Source organism: Acinetobacter sp. TYF_19 (assembly GCF_043105125.1).
Classification (GTDB): domain Bacteria; phylum Pseudomonadota; class Gammaproteobacteria; order Pseudomonadales; family Moraxellaceae; genus Acinetobacter; species Acinetobacter johnsonii.
In genome coordinates this window covers 36772-56410 of record NZ_JBICLH010000080.1, presented here as the reverse complement: position 1 = coordinate 56410, position 19639 = coordinate 36772, and the positions used below count along the sequence as shown (strand labels likewise).

Sequence of the window (19639 nt, the reverse complement as noted above, 5' to 3'; positions counted from 1 at the left end):
ATGAATTTCAGGATAGACCTGAGTTTTTATTCGATGGTAATCGACCTTCAAAAAACCCAATGATTCTAGAATTATCAAAGATTCGTCACTATGACATTGATCTTTTCTTGATGACTCCTGATCCTGATAACTTGCATAAATCATTAAGAAAAATTGTCCATGTCCTGTATTTCGTAAAGAGACCGCACGGTAATCCCAATTGCTGTTCTATCTATACATTTGACCAGTTCTTGTCGAATCCTCGTGCAGCTGCTGATTCAAAACGTGAACCTAAAAAGTATTCTGAATACAAATTATTGACTTATAAAAAGTCGATTCAGCGTCTATATACCAGTGCTGCAAACCATTCATCTATGCGGTTTAAAATGCCTTGGAAATGGATTAGAAACGCATTTTTTATTTTAATTGGCGCAATTATTATCCTTACCTTGCTCTTTAAAATTCCTATTTTCGGCTTTTTCGCTGATGCGGTTCGTGGAATGTTCGGAAAAGATAATAACCTTTCCAATCTTCAAAATGCTTCTACTGGACATAAACCTACTGATAAAACCAATACTTCAGCAACTCAATCACAGGCTTTTGTTCCTGAAGTTGAATGTCGTAAAGGTGTTAATGTAGAAAAACCTGAATGTGTTAAGTGGTTTGATGATCTATCTAAGGGTAATCAATCTGTAGGTAATTCTGAACATTCCGTTTCTACAGTTTCATATAACCCGAATACGCCTTTTAATGATGAGTCGTTTACCGATCTGACATATGAAGTTACTGCAAAACCTGTTTTTTCAGGTTGTGCCAAATTTAATGGTGAGTACATTGCATATACACAACAGGGAACACGCTTAAAAGTCTCTCAGGCTGATTGCAGACGTGTTATTAATGATGGTGATAGACCTTTCAACTATTTCGCTCAAAAACAGGAAATAAAGCCTGTAGATCAGTCATCAGATGATCACTATAAAAAGGCTTATCAAGAAAATATTGCTCGTTTAGACGCTGAACGATATGCAAAAGCCCAAAACCCAGTTGTTAAACCTGAACAAATTCCATTAGGTACACCAGTACCAAGAGATATTTCAGGGGCTAATTCACTATAATTATAGAAGGGGTGTCTACCCCTGAACTGATGCTGTTGAAATACAAAACTTCTTCTCTCTGATTACAATCTCCCTTATGATTCTAAACGGTAGATACAGAGCGTCCGTATGGCGCGAACTGAGGGGAAAAATATGTTATCTCAACAAGTTACAGATGAAGCGCAAAGAGTTGCTAAACAACATTTAAGTGGGAATTTAAATGTTTCAATCAATCTTGAAGTTTTACAAAAGATTTTAAGTGATGAAGATATGTCTCATGTTTTTATCACTGAATTTAACAACTATTTAGATAAGTACCGTAGCTGGTATTCTAAAGATCAGGCATAAATAAGATGCCGGTAAAGATTTATGCGTGTAAACCCACATTTGTACAAAACAGTCAGCTATGACAGATCAAAGGGCGTTTTAACCAGGGCTGATTATTTGTTTATGCGTGAATGCCTGGAGAATTACCTGGAGAAAATACAACAAGATTTTGACCGGGAGAATGACCAGGAGATTATGCAAATAAAATTATTATTCATACGATTAGATCATCACATCGATAGGCTGCGCGCGTAGATTTCGGCATAACGTATATTATGTTCATTAGCGTACTCGGCATTGTGAATATAATTTTACTAAGATTCACAATGTCGAGCTGTAGCACCAACTGAGGTTGCGTAGGCTACAGTCTTGGATATGCTATTTAACATAATATACATTATACGCAATTTAAGTTATTTATAAAAAGCCACACTTGATTATGTAGCTTTTTATAAATAACTTAGATCACATCAAATTCAATTCGACGGTTTTTCTTACGGCCATCTGCAGTTGCATTATCAGCAACGGGTTTGTTCGAGCCCAATCCTTCAACACTTAAACGTTCTGCAGAAATACTTTTATTGATCAAGTAGTTTTTAACAGCTACAGCACGCTCTTTACTTAAAGCAAGATTTTTTGCAGCGTCACCTGAGCTGTCTGTGTGTCCAATAATTTTAACCTTTTTTCCACCAACCTTATTCAGAGCCACCGCCATTTCATCTAAGATTTGAGTTCCACTCATAGCCAAAACTGCACTGCCAGATTCAAATTCTATAATTCTGTTTTTAAGTGCTTCATCTACAATTTGCTGTTCAGCCTGATTGACAGAAAGCTGCGCATTCAAGCGATATGGTGGCGTTACTAAACTTTGGAATAAGCTTGTTGTAGGCTGAACTTCATTTGAACGCGATATTTTTCCATTAAGTTCCATTTGCGTACCACGTACAGAAAGTTTACCTTGGTGAACTTTTTTTAACTCTGGAACCACCATATTCGCAACAGATTCACTCCAACCATTTGGAGCATTAACCGCTTTAACCTTTATTTTATCAATCACTTGGTCAGCGCCATAAACACTATACATCTTGTTTAAAATGATTTGCTTACTGGCATCATTTGGAACAACACCCTCAACAATAATCGGTTCAGCCCAGACATTCACGCTCAAAACCAACGTTAAAGTCAGCAGCCATTTATTCGACTTAAATCTATGATTTATTTTCATATTTTACTAATCTATAAAAGTTTTTTTAAAAAGTTTCACAGCTTGTATTAAGCTCAATTGCCGCTCACACAAAGCTTGCTCCAGCGTTGCCAAACCGGCATTTTGCTCTAAATATGCATCAATCCAATTGGCTTGAACCAATGAAACCCAGTGATCTGAATCTAACTTTTGCGTGAAAATTTCACTTAAGGTCATAATATCTGCCCCTTGAAAGCCAAAAAGAAGTACTGGTTTTTCGCTATGTAAAATCCCTATCAGAAGCTCAGCATTTTGATTTTGAATAAAAAAACTGATTAGATTTACCCAAAAAGCTGCAATTTCATAGCAGTAGCTAGAGTTATTAATAGGTAAAATCAACACTTTAGTTAAGCGACTAGTACCATGTTGAATGACGGGCTGTAACAATAATCCGAGTCCAATCATGCTTTGTGCAAGCTCGTAACTGGTCATTCTTAGTAATTGAGCAAATGAATGTATCGTATGGTGTTCATAAAATGCCGAAACTTCGCTGTGATTAAAAACCTGTATCTCATTATTTAATTTAGATAATTTATCGAGCACGATATTGGGGTCACGTATTGAACGTACCACACGATTCTTTTGAAATAAATCTATTAAAGTTTGCTTATAGCGATATGGCGCATAAATAAGATTATCAAAACTATTTTCAACTTCTAATAAATGACTCAATACCATTGGAAATTGACGACCAGAACTATCGTGACTGGCTATCAAATTTGCCACAAGAAAATTATTTTCTTGTGGATTGGCAATAAAAAAGTCTAATGAAGGTAGATTTTCATACGCTTGACTAAATCCCTCTGATTGCATGGCATGTTCTAATGCTTCAGTAATCCACTGATCAATCAGTTGAATTAAGGCATACTGGCCGCGTGTTTTTAAGAAATCACCACGTGCAGGACATTTTCCATAATATAAAGCTAAGGTCCGCAGTTCATCCATCGCAATACTCCTTACAACCTAGCCACTTTCGAGAAATCATAAACGAGGCTCCTGTATACCTGGTGTTGGAGCTTTAGGACTTGCAGCTGTTGCTGAAGGTGTGGTTTGCGCTGCCACCACACGTACGGATTTATTGGTGACAATTTGATCGACCAGTTGCATGCCATTGTAACTGCGCTGCCCGCCTACTCCACCATTGGCGTCCCCGCTGATTAAACGGAAATTGACTTTTACTGCAAGCTCTGGATTTTGCTGATTTCTCCAAATCATTTCATAGCTTCCGCCACGTTGCGTTCGCTCAGCACCGTCAATTAAACGATTAATGCCATATTCACCAGGCGCCTCAAAAATCGTATGCGTTTTCCCATCTAAATCAATGGCTGTAATACGTGCACCTGGAATTGCTCCGGCATTTGGCCATACAAAATTCACCCATTGTTGAATGCCGTTTTCATAAAGCATTCTTTGTCCATCAATATCAATGGTATAGGATAAAAACTTAGGATTTTCAATTGGGTAAAATTGAAAATTCGATTGCGCTGTACCAGTAGGTGCAGACGAAGCTTGATTTAACGCTCCTGTTGCCATGCCATTACTTGGCGCAACATAGCTTTTAAAATTCATTACAAATTGTGGATTTAAACTAATCCCTAAATCTTTCCATGTCTTAGAAGTCAAGGTATAACCACGACGAATAACCAGTGGATCAAGATACTCTTTGACATAACGCGCAATACTGCCATTTTCGCCAAGAATCTGGCTAATTTCATTGCTGGTTGCTTGCAGTGTCGCTGAAGAGTTAAAAGGATATTTTTTACTCAGGTTCGTATTGAAAGGTTGGTAGACTTGCATAACCCACAGCTTATTCATCTCATCTTGCGCTGGGAGAATTAAACTTTCAAATGATTGTGTCAGTGGCGACATCAACAGTTTTTGGAGCAGTTTTTGATCAACCTCAGACAGACCCACAGACATTTTTTCATCTACCAGCTTCTGTGTTGTATTAAAGACAGAATTTTGCTCATTAATGGTCGACTTAACCAAATTCATCGCAGATGGTCCAATATCCCCTGAGCTTTTCAAGTCATTGAATTTACTTCGGACTTGAGCTAAAGATTGCATGTATTCATCAAGCAAAGACTTATTTTGTTGGTCGTCACGCTTACGCACCAACTGATAAAACATCTGGAATTCTTTAGAAATCGGGCCTTGCGCTTGATTCATGACTTTGGCATCAAGCTGAGTTTCATCTCGTCTTAATACTTTGCGTTTAAACCAAGCCACAAAACCTGTTTGTGGCGCTGCCAGCTCTGCCATTACGACTGGATTGTCCCAACTGGTTTCTTTGGCAACGCGATCAAAAACACTTCGAATGGGTGAGTTTTCAGGCTCGCCTAAAACTTGAACGAAACTCGCCTGTTGTCCGTAATCCTTAGCTTTTGCATAATGTATCGCACCTAAAAATTTCCGCCATTCCGCAATATATTCTTTTTTATAGAGTTCTGTGAGTTGTTTACGAATTTGATCTGGGCTACCACTAAATGATAAGTCATCCGACTGTGTGCTGTTGAGTACCCAGTCTTTGGTATCTGTAGGACGTTTTGCAACTTCATCGATGGCTTGTTCAACATATTCTGACCATGCAGCATGTGTAAACATACCCGGTAATGCATAACTGCCTAAGATTGCATTTTGATTAGCATCGCCAAGCATTTGTTTTATGGTTAATGCTGGATAACGGACAGCCGCACGCATTTTTAATTCATTATAAACACGGTCTCGTGCAGGCATTCCACGAACAACAGACAAGAGAACTTGACGCGTTTGATCCACCACTAAGCTGTCTGAGCTGAGTACAGGAAATTTAGGATCGCTAGCTAAAGTCATGCTATACGACAAAATTTGCTCTGCCTTCTGGATCATTTCTCCGCGAGGCATTTGACCACGATTATTATCCAACCATGAACGCCAGAAACGTGTGACTTGATCACTTAAATGACTTGCATCCATATATTGAGTATTGCCCATCATTAAATAGGCTTTTAAAGCATTGTATGCATCTTGTGGATTTGCATCATTAGGCTCTAAATATTGCTGTGTTTTTGCAACAGGTGTCAGCTCTACATTTGCGTGGTTTGTACGCAATTTTTCTTCATTGCTTTTCACCCGCTGTAGATATTGGGCAATATTTTGTTGTGTTGGAATCAAGACGATTTGCTCAACACCCTTTAAATATTCTGTTTTTAGCTTCTCCTGCAGCTCATCTCCCTGATATAAACCAAAACCCAGCTTTAAAGGACGATCTTCTTCAAATTGGTCCAACTGCTGCATGCGTTCCTGTAAAATCAAGAGTGCACTCAGTTGTGTAGACAACTCTTGACCCGATTGCTTTTCAAGTAAAACGACTTTGTCTAAATCGGCTTGTACGTCTGCAATCAATTGTTGATTATTCCGATAAGACCACACCCATAGACTTAGAATAATAGCTACACCAAATAAAGCGGCAACAAAGGCAATATAACGCTGACGCTTTCGGCTAGGGTTAATATGTAGTTTAACGAGGTTCTTGTCTTTCAGAATAATGTCTGAAAATAAACCTTTTAAAAAATAGCCATGGTTTTGCGAAACTGAGCGCGTTGGAATGCCATTTTCATTGTCTAAACCTTTTTGCAATAAAAAGTCTTGAGCAATTTGCTCGGTCATTGGACTTTCAATAATGCCTTCTTGCAGTGCACTGGTGAAATAAAAGCCACGGAAAACAGGTTTAAATTGATAAGGGTTATCTTCAAACAGCGTGCCGATAAATGTCTTTAACGCAGGCTTTAAGCTCTTAAACTCTAAAGGAAATGTCATGACACTTGGAGAAATATTCTGCGAGTGTCGACGGCTGAGATGTGTCGTACTGACGCCTTTTAAACCGTCATATAAAATGGAATAATGTTTTTCAAACAATTCAACAGCATTATTAGCCCCATCGGTTGTATAAGGCAGTGTCGCCCCCCAAACCTGATCAAACTCACCGACTTCATAGCATTCAAAAAACTCAGTAAAGCCTGCTATCAGATCCATTTTAGAGAAGACCAAATAAACAGGTGAAAAAACCTCTAAGCGCTCAGTAAGATCTTGAATTCGTGCACGTAAATTCTTTGCCAGTTTGATCGACTTTTCTGGACTGTTACTCACTAACTCAGCAATACTGACAATCACGATCAAGCCATTGATTGGTGCTTTTGAGCGGTTTTTTTTCAAGATATTTAAAAAACCTAACCATTCAAAATGATCTTCCGCATAAACGGAATAACGACCCGCAGTATCTAATAACACGCCTTCTGTTGAAAAAAACCAGTCGCAATGACGCGTTCCACTTAATCCAGCAGAAACTGATTTTTGATGAGTTTCTTCAAAAGGAAACTTTAAACCCGAATTATAAATGGCCGAACTTTTACCTGCAGCAGGATTACCAATTACCATATACCATGGCAACTCGTAGAGTGCAGCATTGCCCTTTTTATCCCCCAGTTTTGATTTTCGAATCAACTGAATAGACTCTTTCATTTGTTGCTGAATCAAATGAAGTTCATCTTTGTTTTTTTGTTTGCCATATTCTGCATTGGTGTCATGTGCAATGGCATCGGCAAGTGCTTCACCTTGTGCTGCATGTCGACGACGTACAATGAGTAAATAAATCCCCCACAGCATCAACCCGAATACATAACAAATCATTAAAGGCCAAAAGATTTTGGCTGGAATGACGTTATACATGGCCATTAGTGCCACAAAACCCGATATAGCCATAATAGCTTTCGGGTTGCTCACATACTGCCAAACATAACCTAAGACGTTATAAAATAAAGAATTCACAATACTCTCTTATTCTTTTTTAATTTAAATGGTTGGTTCTACAGGGATATTACTGTCTTCACACGCATGTAGAAAACAATGTGTAGACATTTGATCAATGCTATAAATCATCGCCATCAACTCATCAGGCAAATGCATACTCAACATAAATCCAAATACTTTGGCCAAATGCTGCGTATGTCCAAAGCTTTGTTTGGTATGAATGAAGTGATGCGATTCAATCCCACTTCGATCGAAAATTTGGTTAAGTTTTTTCATGGTTTGAATGTCTGTAATATCATCGAGCATCAGCACAAAAGGCTGAATATCTTTAAATTGTTCTAATTGCTTCATCGGTGGGGATGCAAAATGATTGGCAAGATTGGCCTCGTTTAGCGCAATCTTGAGTTGTTTTAAGGGTTTGATATCAAGTAATGGTAAAGAAGATGATGCTAAGCACCAACTAGAAGCATATTCAGCAGGCAAGTAATGGTCGGTTAACCATGTTTTTTCATCGAGCAGTTCTTGGTCAATTTCAGAGTCTACATTCAGGATGAACGTGATTTCCTCTGACTGCTGAGAAATTTGCTCCAATAACAGCATCCAATCTTTATAAGCTGTTTCTTGACTGAAATAATGGTGTTCAAGATGAATTTGCTGCGTAATCACGCCCAGTGAACTTAAATAATCCTGTACGACATCACTGCTTTGTTCTTCATTCCAAACATGTAACATCGATTCAGGCAGCAGCATATGTATATTGATACGGTTTAATTTAGCAACCTGCTGCACATCAGGTTGTTCCTCTGGTTCATTGCTATCATATTCACTCGTAGGATCAATCCATGCCGGATGCATACGATATTCATAGGCCAATTCACTGTCATAAAATAAAGCCGATTGCTTTAAATGCTGTGAGATTTGCCACAATGTTTCTACATGTTGTTCTAGTTGATGCTCGATCAGGGCTTGGATTCGCATATGGCGTGGATGATCAACGACTTCATCATCCAGATTTGTAATGACATGGTCTAGTGCATGTATGCGATAAGATAGCATCGGTAAGCCATAGGCATTTTGTAATTGCGTATCGAGCTCTGGGCTTTTAAATTTTTTAATCTCGTCAAGAATCTCGTCATTTTCCCCAAAGGCACTATATGCAGACGATGAATAAATATTCAGGTTCAACCACTGAACTTCAACAGGTTCAGCCTGTTGGTTCTCATCATCCGGATGCTGCTCTACTTGCGCTTGTTTTTGCTGCTCTTTGCGCTTTTGGTGAGCTTTAATGGCATGATAAATAAATACCGGAGACCATAAAATTACGCACAGAATCAGTGGAAATAGAAGCAAATAATTAAGCAGGTCTGCCCCAGTTGGGTCATACTGAATGTCACGCCAGTAAAAAATGACGATTCCTGCAACAAGCAACAATAAGCTGCTTAAAGTGCCAATAAAGAGCTTAAGCATGCCCCATCCCCATCAATGTATAACAGGTTTCATGATTGTGTTCAGTCTGCATCGGCATCAAAAAAGCACCTTGTGATAAACCAATGGTCATCGTTGAACTCAGCTGAATCGGTTGAATATCTTCTTTCCTCAGGATGATTCTTAAATCCACCCCAAGTGTTGGACTGAGCCAACTCGCGAGTAATCGTTTGAGTTTTATACTCTCAGCTTGGTCGGGTAAAAATTTTAAATACTCTGTGTATGGAACCGGGCCAACTTCTATTTCAATTTTTCCATCTATTTGACGGATATTTTCTCCACAAAAGGTATTGATGCCCAATTGATTATTGCCCCCCAGTGTGCTTCTTTGTTCAGGGGACAAATGAAAAATCTCTTCCACAAATTCTTTAATCTTAAAAGGTTGCTTAAACACGCAACTCAGCATAGTTTTTAGCGCATGTGATGTATTATTTTGCCCCTGCATTAGCCCAGCGAATTCAGCAAAATAATCATCTAAGTCCTGTTGCTCATGTTGAGCACTCACATAACCATTTAATGCATGCAAAATATCGAGGTAATGGTTTTCTTGCTCAATCTCATAGCGAATCGGTAAATGGTAAGCTAAAGATGCATCCACGTATTGCGCTGTGAGCTTATGATTAAATAAACCTAAAAAATGAAGTGTTTCATTCCGTTGTATACGTGCACTTTGTTTAATTTTATTGGTATAGCTATACGGTAAGGTGCCCTGAATCCCAGTTAAACCAATCATTAAATTGGTTAAGTGAATTTTTTCTTCGTCAAGGGTTAAACTCTCAATTTCTGCATTCGGAAAGTTGAGATTCAGTGAACTATGAAACTTAAACTGCTTTGCCCAATCCCCTTCTTTTTGAGCATGGGGAGCTTCCGCATGGCGTAGTAATCGCGTGGCCTGAATAAATTCAAAAGCGTTCGGTTGTTCAACCAGTACATCAACTATAGAAGTGTCTTGCCACCAACGTTCTGCACGCATTGGTATAACTCCTGTTGAGATTGAGCATCTGAAATAACAACATCGACAAAACTGTTCATCTGGACTTTTAGATTAAAGACATGCGACAACAACTGACTAAAAATATACAGGCTATGTCCTCGAAACACTTTCGAATCAATCCCTAAATTTACTTTCAACCCTCGTATAAAGAGTGGGAATGGTTTTGCATCCACCATCTTTTGCTTTAATTCAAAATTAACCGACTGAATCGCATTAATAATAAGGTGGTTTTCTTTAAGCTGAGGCAGATTGTAGAGTTCAAGTAGTTCTTGAATATGGCTTAGAGCATCTCCCTTAGTGAGAGATAAAGTATTTAATGATAAATGCGAAATGATCCGCCATTGCTCTTTTTTATTTTGTTCAAAGTAATAGGGTTTATTCGGTCTTTTTAAAACCACAGCTCGCCGTGCTAGACTACTATCATTCAAATTTAATATATTGTTGGCTTGGCTCAATGCCTCATGGGGTAAATCACGATTGGAGCATAATAATTGCGTACTGATAAAATCAGATTTGGTTGTTTCAGGTGATAAATGTTTTGAAATAATACTATAACCTGTTTCAACATATTTATTTTGTAGCTGTGCCGAATTCAAACTATAAAAAAACTGAGTCTCATCCTTTTGATAATGACTCATCGCAAAAAATGGATAAATGTCAAAAGTAGTTTGATCTTTATTCGACTTTTCACGAATCATTTGCATTTTAGTAATCGAATAAGTTTGATAAAACTCAGGATGATGAGCATCAGTAATTAAAGGATATTCGAGTTGTTGATGATTAATTTTTTGAGGTTCAGCCTGTTTTTTAAATAAATTGATAACTGGTACGACATATAATTTAAAATTTGCGATATTCAACTCAGAATAATTTCGAATATTGACCTGATCATTTAAATTTAATTTAAGATGAATCAAAATTTCAAACTGATTTTGCTCTTTTTTTAAATGTTTTAACAAACCTAAGTTCATATTGAGGAAATTAAATTTTTCAGAAAAACAGAAATATTCCATCAACAGCCGGTATGCATGATGTGTATGTTGATCTAAGGGCAACAAACTTTCACTTTCAGCAAAACCCATGATACTAAACGGATTTGGGATGTCGATGACGCGATGACCAACCTTTAATGAAAATCCTGTACTCGACTGGAACACAGCATCCAAAACTTGTAGTGGAAAATTGGATATCGCATCCAAATAAATAGGCAAATTTTCTTTTTCTAAAATTCGATGTGCCTGATTAAAAATATTAAATCCTAAGCTAAGCGTTGCATTTTGATTTAAATGCATATGCGCACTAGGATTCGTTTTAAAATTGAGATGACTCAGTTCAATGGGTAATAACTTTAGTTCTTGTGTGGTGCTAAATTCACATTGTATACCTTTAAAACTTCTTGATTTTATTGCAGTATTTTTAGGAATAAGATGAGCTTCAGTTAATTGTTTACACTTATTTAAGTCTTCAAAACTGACCACGGTACATGCAGGAAATGGTTTGAGGTATTGAGGAAACATCACCTCAAACAAAGACCGGGTAAAGATGTCGTAACTGTCCGCCAGTTTCTTATCAATTCTTGCTGCAATTAAAGAAAAGGACTGAATTAAGCGTTCAATATGCGGATCATCTACTTGCTCTTGGTTTAAGGATAAACGCTGAGCGATTTTTGGGTATTTTTGCGAAAACTCACGGGACTGCTGCCCAAATTCTTGTAATTGTTTTTCGTAGTACGGTAATAATTCTTCAATCACAAATCAGCCCCATTAAGCTCTTGCAGAAATAACATATTGTTGTGTTGTCGGTTTGAGCAAAGCATCAAAAATGACGGGTTCATATAAAGGATGAATATTTAAATAGGCTTGAATACTCAAACACAAAGCCCCCATATTCTGCCCATCGAGCAACATTTCGACTTTGATTTGTTTTAGTCTCGGCTCATGCGCTGTAATAGACGCTGCAATCGACTGGCAAATTTTATCGCGATCGGTCGGATTCGCAGTCGATAATCCAACAAAATCAATGATTCCAAATTGAACAATGGACTTTTTTACCAACGGAAAAGCATCAATTGAATCATTAAAATTCGCCATACGACTGTTCAACAAATCTTCTAAGTCGGTCGCGACGGATTCACGTAGCTCCTGAAGAGACATCCCCAATCGGTCCTGTTCAGTGGTCGGTAGTAATCGGTCAAATAGCGTTTTTCTAAACCCATAGGGATAAAGCTGATCTAGATTCATGTTGATTAAAATCATCTCGCATAAATAAAGGCCAACGTTGGTTAGCCTTTATTTTTTCAGTTATTTTTATGCAGCGTATGATGCAGTATTGTTTGATAGAGACCATTTCTTGGTCACAGCACCTTTTTGTGTGCCATTAATATCTTGCTGGTTATACGTCCATTCCACAGCAGCATATTTCAAACCAAATCCTTCAAGCGGAACACCTTCTTCACTTACTGTTGGTGTAACACTTGAAACCAAAACATGCTTCAATTTAATTTGTAGATACTTGATGCGCTTATCGCCATTTGCGCGATAAAAATCAATTTGTACTTCATCAAAGGTATAACCCGCTGAACATGCTTCCCAAAGTTTTGGACTGGTTGCATCCAAATCTTTAACAAAAAGCATGTCTGAGTGTTCAACACGTTCTGCCGTATGACCACCAACACTTGATGATGTTGCAGACTTTGGCTGACGAATATTGTGCGACCAAGAGTTCACCTCTAACCAGCCTTGGTGCTCTGTATCACGTGACTCGCCATCGACCTTATATTTACCTCTGAACTGTACGTATATGTCTTTCATTTGTAATCTTTTCCTATTCTAAAGTTATTATGTGTTGACACTCAAATTAGCTTGAGGACTGAGGTAACTCAGTAACAAGTCGCAGTGATACTGACAACTCATCCAACTGGAAATGTGGTCTTAAGAAAACCACAGATTTGTAGTGCCCCGGTTGTGCTGGGTTCTCTACAACTTTGACAGATGCTTCACGCAGCGGATATTGTGCTTTCGCCTCTTGTGAAGCCCCGTCATCAAGCAAAATATATTGAGCCAACCACTCATTTAAAAATGTTTCAATGTTTCCAGCCGAAGCAAAGCTTCCGACTTTATCTCGCATCATGGCTTTTAAATAATGTGCAATACGTGAAACGGCCATAATGTACTGAATTTGGCTAGATAAAGCCGAGTTTGCATTGGCAGAATCGCTATTATACTTTTTAGGTTTCTGCGTCGATTGCGCACCAAAAAATGCTGCGTAATCTGTATTTTTACAGTGTACTAAAGGAATAAAGCCAAGATCACTGAGCTCTTTTTCACGACGGTCAGTGATCGCAATTTCAGTTGGACATTTAAAGACCACTTCACCATCACTAGTTTTAAAGGTATGAACAGGTAAACCTTCAACCAAACCACCACCTTCAACCCCACGAATGGCAGCACACCAACCATGCATATCAAAAGCATTGGTCAAACGCGTGCCAAAAGCATAGGCTGCATTCATCCATAAATATTCATCATGATTTTGCCCAGAGACTTCTTCCACAAAATTAAAACCTTCCGTCGCTGTACCTTCCTTAGGGTGATAAGGCAGACGACCCAATACACGCGGCATTGTTAATGCAACATAGCGCGCATCATCACTTTCTCGGAAAGAACGCCACTGAACATATTCAGCGGTTTCAAAAATTTTGGATACTTCACGCGGACGGTCAATATCCGTAAATGACTCCAATCCGAGGATGTTAGCATCTGCTGCAGAAATAAAGGGTGCATGTGCAGCTGCAGCAACATGTGAAATTTGTTCCAGCAAATACATGTCTGAAGGTGTACGATCAAACTCAAAATCGCCAATTAATGTGGCATATGGCGCACCACCAAATGACCCATATTCTTCTTCATAGATCTTTTTAAACAATGTACTTTGATCAAAGTCCGTTGCGCCTTGAAAATCCTTGATTAATTCTTTCTTCGTTGTATTCAACATACGAATCTTAATCAATGGATTAGATGGCGTTTCTTGGCAAAAGTAATATAAACCGCGCCATGTCGATTCAATTTTTTGAAATTGTTCGTCATGGATAATTTTACTGAGCTGCGTTGAAATGAGTGCATCAATTTCAGCAATACGCTTATCAATCGATAATGTCATATTTTCTGAAACAGTAATCGTCCCCGCCATCACTTCTTTAGCGAGCTCGCCAATTAAACTTTTCGCACGATCATGCTCTTCTTCATTTCGAGCAATTCGACTACGTTCAACAATTGAATCTAATAGCGTAAATTCTTCAGTGGTATCTTGAGCAACTGCAGCAGATTGGGCATTATTCATTTTCAGCCTCCACACTCATTTTACGCACTTGATCTGTATTGTGCAGAACTTGATCAAGTAGATCTTCTAAGCGCTCATTATTCGAAATTTTGTTACGCAAATCAGTCAAACGTTCACGAGCTTCCACCAGTTTTCTCAAAGGATCTACTTGCTGAACCACATTTTCAGGACGAAAATCTTCCATCGACTTAAACGTCAAATCAACAGACATACGTCCACCTTCTTCAGTCAATGTATTTTCAACTTGATAGGCTGCACGTGGTGCTAAAGACTCCATGACTTCATCAATGTTTTCCAAATCAACATTAATAAATTTTTTGTCTTTGAGCTTGGTTTTTTCTATTTCAGATGCCGCTGAGAAATCACCTAAAACACCAACAACAAATGGTAATTCCTTAATTTCTTTAGCATCACCAACTTCAACATCATAAGTCAGTTGTACCCGAGGTGGTCGAATACGCTGTAACTTTTTTTGGACGCTTTCACGTTTAGCCATATGAAAATCCTGTTTTTTATTATTTCAAAAATGAAAGTTTTTAAAGTGAATTGAAGGGATTTGTATTCGGTTTGCTCGCCACTTCTGTTGATTGTACTTTCTCAACTTTTTTGGGTTTTGCCACCTGAGCCGTTGTTTTCTTTGTGGTTTGTTTGGTTGAACTCGCAGTCTTACGCGTGGTTTTCTTTGGTGCTTTGATCACCACAGCCTTTGCATCACTCGTATCTGGCGCAGGCAAAGAATTACGAACGAGATTAGACAGCTCTTTGGCAGGCGGATAGGTTAAATCTGTAGATAAATAGCGCATTTCTTCTTGACGCATATGGTTTAACGCCGTATTTGCAATCGAAACGCCAGCTAAAAACCGAGTATCTGTTAATGATGTATGATTAATATTTCGCGCATTTAACTCTTCAACCAGTTGAAGTGCTTTATAACTTTTCCCAAGTTCTTGATATCGACTAGCAGCTTGAACCAATAATTTATTTTTTAGCTCATCATTTTTTTATTTTTACTATCGCAAATCTGTGCATATAAATTTAGTAAATCGTGATCAGTTTCACCATTTACCAATGGGTAATTTTTAATACACTTATTTTTTAAACTAATACCCTCTTCTACCGCTGCAAAAGCAAATGGTGTCACCGTTAATAAAACGAATGTAGGTAAAATTAAATAATATTTTTTCAAAACTTGCCTCAAACCTTTATGAATAAAAAATTAAAATTATTATCAGTAACTTCGATTTAAAATATACACACCCTAGGTAAATACTTTCTGCTTATATAATGCGCTTGGATTTAACAAAAATATGGCACCTAAAGTCAAGGGAAGAAATGTTACTCAAAAGTAACTGTGTTTGCTTTTTGTAATATATCTTCTTTTTTATCTAAATTTCATTTGTGTATTATGATGGCATATATATAAAATACCCGCCAAATAGCATTTATAATGGCTTGTAAAATGCTAATTTATAAATAATTTTATATTTACACTAAAAACACAGATAGCCATTGGCATATTTGTCTTGTAAAAACTTTGCTATAAAGCATGACTGAGTTACATATGAATAACCTTAAAATATTAATTAAGAAGCTATCTAATCATGCGCGTGTTGCTCTAGAGAAGTCTGCAAATAGTTGTATTAATCAACAAAATTATGAAATCGAAATTGAGCATTTTTTTCTTGAATTATTAGAACAACAAGAGCCAAATGATCTCCACTTATTAGTTGAAAAATATAAAATTTCCCATGATTTTTTAGTTAAGGATTTACAATTCAGTCTTTCCCAGTTGCCTAAAGGAAATACTCGTACCCCGATATTTGCTCAATCCATTATTCGTTTATTGGAGCAAGCGTGGTTACTTGCTTCAGCCGAACAAAATCCTGTCATTCGAACAGGTCATATTTTGGTAGCACTTTTAACAGCACCAGATTTGCATCAAATGGCATTACGCGCTTCGGGCCAATTTGAACTGTTCCCGATCGACACAATGAAGCATAAATTTTTAGACCTATGCTCAAACAGTATCGAACAAGATGCTTTACAGGAAACAGCGCCAAGCGAAAGCACTGAGCCTGCACAGCATTTGGCTAAAAACAAAACGCCAGCACTTGATCAATATACAATTAACCTGACCCAAAAGGCACAAAGTGGCCTTATCGACCCTGTTATTGGTCGTGAGTTTGAAATACGTTTAATGCTCGATATCCTAATGCGTCGACGCCAAAATAACCCCATTTTAACTGGTGAACCGGGTGTAGGAAAAACGGCTGTCGTTGAAGGTTTGGCTTTAAAAATCGTGAACAACCAAGTGCCTGATGCTTTAAAAAATGTTCAGCTGCATACGCTTGATATGGGACTATTACAAGCAGGTGCCAGTGTAAAAGGTGAATTTGAAAATCGCCTGAAACAAGTGATTCAAGAGGTTCAGTCTGCCACTCATCCTATAATTTTATTTATTGATGAAGCACATACTTTGATTGGTGCGGGAGGTCAAGCAGGCCAAAATGATGCTGCCAATCTATTAAAACCCGCACTGGCTCGTGGTGAGTTACGTACCATTGCAGCAACCACATGGGCTGAATATAAACAATATTTTGAAAAAGATGCAGCGCTCAGTCGACGCTTTCAAGTCGTTAAAGTTGAAGAACCAACCGAAAATGTCGCCATCGATATGTTACGTGCCATGCTACCAGTCATGGCCAATCATTTTAATTTAAATATTGATGATGAAGCCATCGTCACAGCCGTACACTCTTCACATCGTTATATTAGTGGCCGCCAACTCCCAGACAAAGCGATTAGCGTACTCGATACAGCCGCAGCGCGTGTAGCGCTCACTCAAAATGCACAACCTGTGAAGTTAGATCAGATACTTGCTCAACAACATAACATCAAACTTGAATATGAAATCTTAGAAAATGAACATAAAAATTTGCCGATTCATCATGAGAGATTGCACGATCTAAAGCAAAAACTAGCACAGCTTGAGTGTGAAATTGAGTACACTCAAACGCAGTGGCAAAAAGAAAGAGCGCTTGTTGAACAGATAAAACAACGCCAACAAGATACAACTGTTAACAATGCTCAAAAAGAGATTGCTGTGCTTCGTGAAGAATTAAGCACTGTACAAGGTCAAAATCCCTTAGTGTTTGAGCGAGTTAATGCACAAATCATTAATGAAATTATTTCAGACTGGACCGGTATTCCTGTTGGCAATATGGTGAACGATGAAATAAAACAGATCCTCAGCCTAGAAAGCAAACTGGCTGAGCGTGTTATGGGGCAAGACTCTGCCCTACATCAACTGGTTCAGGGAATTAAAACATCTAAAGCAAAATTGGATGATCCCAATAAACCGCAAGGCGTATTCATGTTGGTAGGGCCAAGTGGCGTCGGTAAAACCGAAACCGCACTTGCGCTGGCGAGTGAGCTTTATGGTGGAGAATCCCACCTGATCACCATTAATATGTCTGAATATCAAGAAGCACATACCGTTTCTTCTTTAAAAGGTGCCCCACCAGGATATGTGGGATATGGTCAAGGTGGTGTGCTGACTGAAGCGGTTCGCCGCAATCCTTATAGTGTGGTTTTACTGGATGAAATTGAAAAAGCACACAATGATGTTCAAGAACTCTTTTATCAAGTTTTTGACAAAGGTACACTTGAGGATGGTGAAGGTCGAATCATCGACTTTAAAAATACCACCATTATTTTGACCTCGAATGTAGGTTCGAATGCCATTATGCAGGCGTGTTTGAATCAACCGATTGAGACATGGCCAACTGCGGAAAACTTAGCAGAGCAGTTAAAACCAAGTTTATATAAACAGTTTAAACCTGCTTTTTTAGGGCGCATGCGTATCGTTCCCTATTTCCCACTGCATGATGATTTACTGATTCAAATTATCCATCATAAAATCAAGAAAATAACCTCTCGCCTTGAGAAGCAGTACCAAACCAAAGTTCAATATTCAGAGGAACTGGTAGAACTGTTATTAAGTCGCTGTACGGAAGTCGATAGCGGCGCACGGAATGTTGATCACATTTTGAATGCCAGTATATTGCCAGCTTTAGCCACAGAGATATTGATAGCTTTGGCAGCAGACTATTTGCCTAAAGTCATTCAGATCGATGTCAAAGATGATGAAATTACTTATGTTTTAGACCCTGTCGAAAAGACCACGGCTAAAAAGAAACGACATCCTGCTAAAAATAAAGCGAATCAAGTTTAATAGAATATATAGAGTGTAAAATTATGAGCTTAGAAATCGAGCCTTTATTGTCTCCTATCTCAAGCGATCAACCATGTGGACAAGACTTGTCTTTTTCCAATGAATTCCACGCTATCAAAATTGCAAAAACTCAGGATGATCCACTACTCGATCAAGGCGACTGGGTTGCTGAACCCAAGCAAGCAGACTGGCATTTCGTTGAACAAAAATCTATCGAGATTCTCACGGGAAAATCAAAAGATTTACGCTTATTGGGCTGGTTACTTGAAGCGTGGTCAAATTTATACGGATTTGAAGGTACTGCAAAAGCCCTAGAGCTTATGCATCGGACGCTAAATGAGTATTGGACACAACTTCATCCTGAAATTGAAGACGAAGATTTAGATCAACGTCTAGGTTTATTGCAAGGTTCAATTAATCATTTGATTCCACTGATTAAACAAGTCGCTATCGTGAATGTTCCTTCATTTTCACTCAGTGATTATGAAGCCTTACTGAGACAAAAAAACCATTTGTTGAAACAAGTCGAAAGTTATACAGATGATACCAATAGCTCTCAGATTTTAGAACAATTTGAGCAGAGCTTGTTCAATACATCAAAATCATTTCAATATCAGAACTATCAACATTTTTCGGCGATTCTGGCTGAATGGTCAATTTTGAAAAGTGTATTAGATACCTTAATGGGCTTAGATGCACCAAGCTTTGCTGCTATTGATACTCAGCTTGAAAACATCCACACCAGTTTAAAAAAGCTCTATAAAACCGATGTTTTTACCCAACCTGTAATGGCGACACAAACGTCTGAGTCTTCTGCTGCCAGAACGATAACAACACAGGCACTTTCATTTACCCAGCACAAAGAACAAGAGATTGACATGAACACCGTCCATCCATCCAAAGGCTTTCAGGTTCAACCGCAAAATCACTTGGCAAACCGTGAACAAGCCATGCGGGTATTACAAGAAATTTCTGACTATTTCCAAGCCAATGAACCGCATAGTCCCGTAAGCTATATGTTACAGAAAACCATCAAGTGGAGTCAGATGCCACTACATGAATGGTTAAATCAAGTCATTAAAAACGAAAATCCACTGCATAACGTCCAAGAACTACTGGGCGTGCAACAAGCAAATGAATCAAGCGACTGGTAATCT

General features: G+C 38.2%; 16 protein-coding genes. 4 read left to right on the top strand and 12 right to left on the bottom strand.

What is annotated here, in order from left to right:
* On the top strand, window positions 1–1094 hold a 1094-nt coding region (locus tag ACF8FD_RS11940; protein WP_392453414.1), incomplete at its 5' end, for a zonular occludens toxin.
* Between the two features lie 132 nt (window positions 1095–1226).
* On the top strand, window positions 1227–1421 hold the full coding sequence (locus ACF8FD_RS11935; RefSeq protein ID WP_201706515.1) for a hypothetical protein: 195 nt from the start codon (window positions 1227–1229) through the stop codon (window positions 1419–1421).
* 439 nt (window positions 1422–1860) lie between these two features.
* Here ACF8FD_RS11935 and ACF8FD_RS11930 read toward each other — a convergent pair whose 3' ends face one another.
* The 12 genes from ACF8FD_RS11930 to ACF8FD_RS11875 all read right to left on the bottom strand — a co-directional run bounded on the left by ACF8FD_RS11930 (window position 1861) and on the right by ACF8FD_RS11875 (window position 15434).
* Entirely contained in the window at window positions 1861–2625 is a 765-nt protein-coding gene (locus ACF8FD_RS11930; protein ID WP_058869615.1) for an OmpA family protein, read from the bottom strand.
* Between the two features lie 6 nt (window positions 2626–2631).
* The gene (tagF, locus tag ACF8FD_RS11925; protein WP_078389300.1) at window positions 2632–3588 is read right to left on the bottom strand and encodes a type VI secretion system-associated protein TagF; all 957 of its coding nucleotides are present in this window, start codon (window positions 3586–3588) and stop codon (window positions 2632–2634) included.
* 36 nt (window positions 3589–3624) lie between these two features.
* The gene (tssM, locus tag ACF8FD_RS11920) at window positions 3625–7383 is read right to left on the bottom strand and encodes a type VI secretion system membrane subunit TssM (protein ID WP_392453415.1); all 3759 of its coding nucleotides are present in this window, start codon (window positions 7381–7383) and stop codon (window positions 3625–3627) included.
* A gap of 90 nt (window positions 7384–7473) precedes the next feature.
* Window positions 7474–8898: a hypothetical protein gene (locus ACF8FD_RS11915; RefSeq protein ID WP_234304949.1), complete on the bottom strand. Its 1425-nt coding sequence runs from the start codon at window positions 8896–8898 to the stop codon at window positions 7474–7476.
* Window positions 8891–9889, bottom strand: a complete 999-nt coding sequence (gene tssG / locus ACF8FD_RS11910; RefSeq protein WP_234304950.1) for a type VI secretion system baseplate subunit TssG — start codon at window positions 9887–9889, stop codon at window positions 8891–8893. Before tssG ends, ACF8FD_RS11915 begins: the two co-directional genes overlap by 8 nt.
* Entirely contained in the window at window positions 9853–11661 is a 1809-nt protein-coding gene (gene tssF / locus ACF8FD_RS11905; protein ID WP_234304951.1) for a type VI secretion system baseplate subunit TssF, read from the bottom strand. The genes tssG and tssF overlap by 37 nt, the downstream gene beginning before the upstream one ends.
* Before the next feature lie 12 nt (window positions 11662–11673).
* Complete coding sequence (gene tssE / locus ACF8FD_RS11900; protein WP_010326723.1) at window positions 11674–12150, bottom strand: type VI secretion system baseplate subunit TssE; 477 nt, start codon at window positions 12148–12150, stop codon at window positions 11674–11676.
* A gap of 66 nt (window positions 12151–12216) precedes the next feature.
* Complete coding sequence (locus ACF8FD_RS11895) at window positions 12217–12720, bottom strand: type VI secretion system tube protein Hcp (RefSeq protein WP_004693082.1); 504 nt, start codon at window positions 12718–12720, stop codon at window positions 12217–12219.
* A gap of 46 nt (window positions 12721–12766) precedes the next feature.
* The gene (tssC, locus tag ACF8FD_RS11890) at window positions 12767–14248 is read right to left on the bottom strand and encodes a type VI secretion system contractile sheath large subunit (protein WP_218289409.1); all 1482 of its coding nucleotides are present in this window, start codon (window positions 14246–14248) and stop codon (window positions 12767–12769) included.
* Window positions 14241–14744 carry a type VI secretion system contractile sheath small subunit gene (gene tssB / locus ACF8FD_RS11885; protein WP_234304952.1) on the bottom strand — a complete coding sequence of 168 codons (504 nt, stop codon included), beginning with the start codon at window positions 14742–14744 and terminating at the stop codon, window positions 14241–14243. Before tssB ends, tssC begins: the two co-directional genes overlap by 8 nt.
* A gap of 40 nt (window positions 14745–14784) precedes the next feature.
* Entirely contained in the window at window positions 14785–15222 is a 438-nt protein-coding gene (locus tag ACF8FD_RS11880) for a hypothetical protein (protein WP_279679093.1), read from the bottom strand.
* Between the two features lie 11 nt (window positions 15223–15233).
* The gene (locus tag ACF8FD_RS11875) at window positions 15234–15434 is read right to left on the bottom strand and encodes a hypothetical protein (RefSeq protein ID WP_279679094.1); all 201 of its coding nucleotides are present in this window, start codon (window positions 15432–15434) and stop codon (window positions 15234–15236) included.
* A 360-nt stretch (window positions 15435–15794) separates the two neighbouring features.
* Between ACF8FD_RS11875 and tssH the strand changes: the two genes are divergently transcribed.
* On the top strand, window positions 15795–18482 hold the full coding sequence (tssH, locus tag ACF8FD_RS11870) for a type VI secretion system ATPase TssH (protein ID WP_392453413.1): 2688 nt from the start codon (window positions 15795–15797) through the stop codon (window positions 18480–18482).
* Between the two features lie 23 nt (window positions 18483–18505).
* Window positions 18506–19636, top strand: a complete 1131-nt coding sequence (gene tssA / locus ACF8FD_RS11865) for a type VI secretion system protein TssA (protein WP_234304954.1) — start codon at window positions 18506–18508, stop codon at window positions 19634–19636.
* The last annotated feature ends 3 nt before the right edge of the window (window positions 19637–19639 follow it).